This window comes from Streptomyces sp. NPDC059900 (assembly GCF_050270335.1).
Lineage (GTDB): Bacteria > Actinomycetota > Actinomycetes > Streptomycetales > Streptomycetaceae > Streptomyces.
Map to the genome: position 1 here is coordinate 1 of NZ_JBNNJZ010000831.1, position 2,730 is coordinate 2,730.

Below are 2,730 nucleotides of genomic sequence, written 5' to 3' on the forward strand. Positions count from 1 at the left end.
CGGTGCGGGTGCCGGGGCTTGAGTCGCTGAGGAACCCGCGGTTCATGAATACCTTGGACGCGGGCCAGGCGGACCATGTGATGGCGGCCTTCCCGGCCACGATCCGGCACGGCATCTACCGCGACATCATCGTGGAGATGGCGCAGGTGCTCGCCCAGCACGTCCGGGTGGGGGTGCCAGGAGCCAAGGCCAGGGACGTCACCGACCTCATCGACACCTACTTGATGGACCTGGCGTCGATCGCGGTGACCAATGACCACCGGGGGAGGGCGATCAAGGACCCGAGCTATACGGCCAGGGCGTACAACGCCTACAAGGCCCAGCTGGCCGAACACCTCGCCGAGGACAGCCCCGTACGACCTCTGCTGCCTGCCGACAAGGGCGCGGCGGGTGTGCTGGGCGACTTCGCCGGCCTGACCGCCAGTGTCGGGGTCAACAACCGCGGTGACAGCATCCAGAAGCCCGCCGCCCCCGAGCAGACCGGCACCGGCACCGGCGAGGCACGCCCCAGGCTGCCCCAGAGCAACGACACCGAGAGCACGGCGACCCCTGCCGCCCCGACCCCTGCCGCTCCGGCCCCGGCGACCTTCAAGCTGGGGAACTACGAGTTCACCAACCTGAACCAGACGGACCGGTACGTCGAGAAGGCGATGCGGATCGTCGAGTTGCTGGACGAGCACGGCACCATCAAGGAGTTCGTCGGCGACCGCCCGGTCCGGATCACGCTTCATGTGCGGACGACGGAAACTCCGGCCGATGTGCACGACCGGGGCGATGCGGGTGTCGAGATCAACCTGGCGAGCTATTACTTCGAGAAGTACGACATCGGTTACGTGATGGGCATGCTGGCCCATGAGATCGGCCTGCATCCGCTGGCCTCGGCGAACACGAAGATTCCCGAGGAGGAGGAGCTGTATGCGGGCATGCCCTTGCTGGTACCTGGCCTGGAAACTCTGAAGACGCCGCGGTTCATGAACACCGAGGGTGCGGGCCAGGCCGACCATGTCATGGCGGCCTTCCCGCACACCATCCGGCACGGCATCTACCGCGACATCGTCCTGGAGATGGCCCGGGTGCTCGCCCAGCATGCGCGGGTGGGAGTGGCGGGCGCCAAGGCCAAGGACGTCACCGACCTGATCGACACCTACTTGATGGACCTGGCGTCGATCGCGGTCACCAACGACCATCGCGCGAAGGCGATCACCGACCCCAGTTACACGGCCAGGGCCTATAACGCCTACAAGGCCCAGTTTGCCGAGCAGCTTGCCGAGGACAGCCCCGTACGACCCCTGCTGCCGGCCGACAAGGGCAGGTTCGGTGTCCTGGGGGACTTCGCGGCCCTTGCCACCAGCGTGGGAACCAACAACCGCGGCGACAGCATCCATCAGCAAGCCGACGCGCAATGACCCCCTTCAGCGCCCGCCGAAAACGCTCAGGACAGCTTCGCCGGGCAGAGGCGTCGGGGCTTCGCGTCGCTCTTGAGCTTGGCGTCCACACAGCCGCCGGGCAGTGAACCGTACTGCTGCTTACCGAAGTTGGCGGTCACGGTCAGCTCTCCGTCGCCGAACTGCGAACGCTGGACTGTGCCGTCACCGGTGAGCCGCTGGTAGCCCGTCATCCGCTCGGTGCCGACGGCCTTGTGCAGGGGCGCGAAGTAGCGCTGGAGTGCCGCCATCTCCTTGCCCGTGGACGTCAGGCTCTTGCCGCCGAGCGTGAAGTTGAGCGGAGTGTTGTAGAGGGCGGACATCAGCGCCCGGTCGGTCTTCTGGTCCGGGAGCTTGTTGTACGGCATCTCCCAGCGGTCGGTGTTGATGACGGAGCCGTGCAGGGCGGTTTCGTACAGGGGGACGTGGTAGCGCGGGTCGTACATCGCCTTCGCGAGCGCGGACGGCAGCTTGACCTGCTTGAAGAAGATCGCGGGCTCGCCCTGCGGCGCGTAACCGCCCCACTTCTCCTTGTCGTTCTCCAGCTGCCACAAACCGTCCGCGACCGGTGTCTGCCCACCGTGGTTGAAGGCGAGTACAGGGGCGGCCCAGGCGCCGGACGACTCGGAGCCGAGGACGAACTTGTCGTCGGACGCGAGCTTCCGCATCCGTGCCAGGCGGTTGGCGCGGTCCTGCTTCTTGTTCATGCGGTGGTCCTTGCTGCTGTCGGAGAACAGCTCACCCGCCGCGTCGACATCCAGGAAGTAGCTGTCGGCGCCGTTGGCCGTCATCTTCTTCGCCCGGTCGTCCAAGTAGTGCTTGCCGGGCTCGGCCTGCTCGAAGGCTTGGGAGCTGAGGTAGCAGCCCCGGCCGCCGAAGCCTTCCTTGATCTCGCCCTTCCAGTTGCGTACGCAGAAGTCCGGGTAGACCGAGCCGGGCCACTTCGAGGAGGGGTTGTCGGCGCTCGCGGCGGGCTGGCCGTTGGCGTAGGAGTCGTACGGGCCGACCAGGTAGCCGTGTTGCTTCGCGGCCCGCACGGCTTGCTCGTCCATCGGCTGCTCGTCGGCGTCGTAACCGATCCAGAGCCGGGAGACGCCGAGCTTGTGCAGCTCGTTCACGCCCTTCGCCGTACGGGCGTCGCCCCACGCGTAGGCGTGCACGGCCCCGAGCATCCGGCTGATCTCCGGGTTCTCCTTGATCTTCTGCTTCAGGGAGTTCAGCTTGCCGTGCTCGTCGAGGTAGGCGCGGTAGTCGGTGGCGGAGGAGACGGGGGTGGTGTGCGTGTTTTAGAATTGTACGTTGTATT

At 66.4% G+C, this 2,730-nt stretch carries 2 protein-coding genes; one reads left to right on the top strand and one right to left on the bottom strand.

The genetic code is table 11. The features are described 5' to 3' along the window. Positions 1–44: 44 nt before the first annotated feature. Positions 45–1,406 (top strand): hypothetical protein, encoded by a 1,362-nt coding sequence (locus ACQKIP_RS44600; protein WP_427745609.1) that lies wholly within the window; start codon positions 45–47, stop codon positions 1,404–1,406. 26 nt (positions 1,407–1,432) lie between these two features. On the opposite strand, the gene ACQKIP_RS44605 is transcribed toward ACQKIP_RS44600, so the two are convergent. Continuing rightward, positions 1,433–2,584, bottom strand: a complete 1,152-nt coding sequence (locus ACQKIP_RS44605; protein WP_427745610.1) for a glycoside hydrolase — start codon at positions 2,582–2,584, stop codon at positions 1,433–1,435. Between the last annotated feature and the right edge of the window lie 146 nt (positions 2,585–2,730).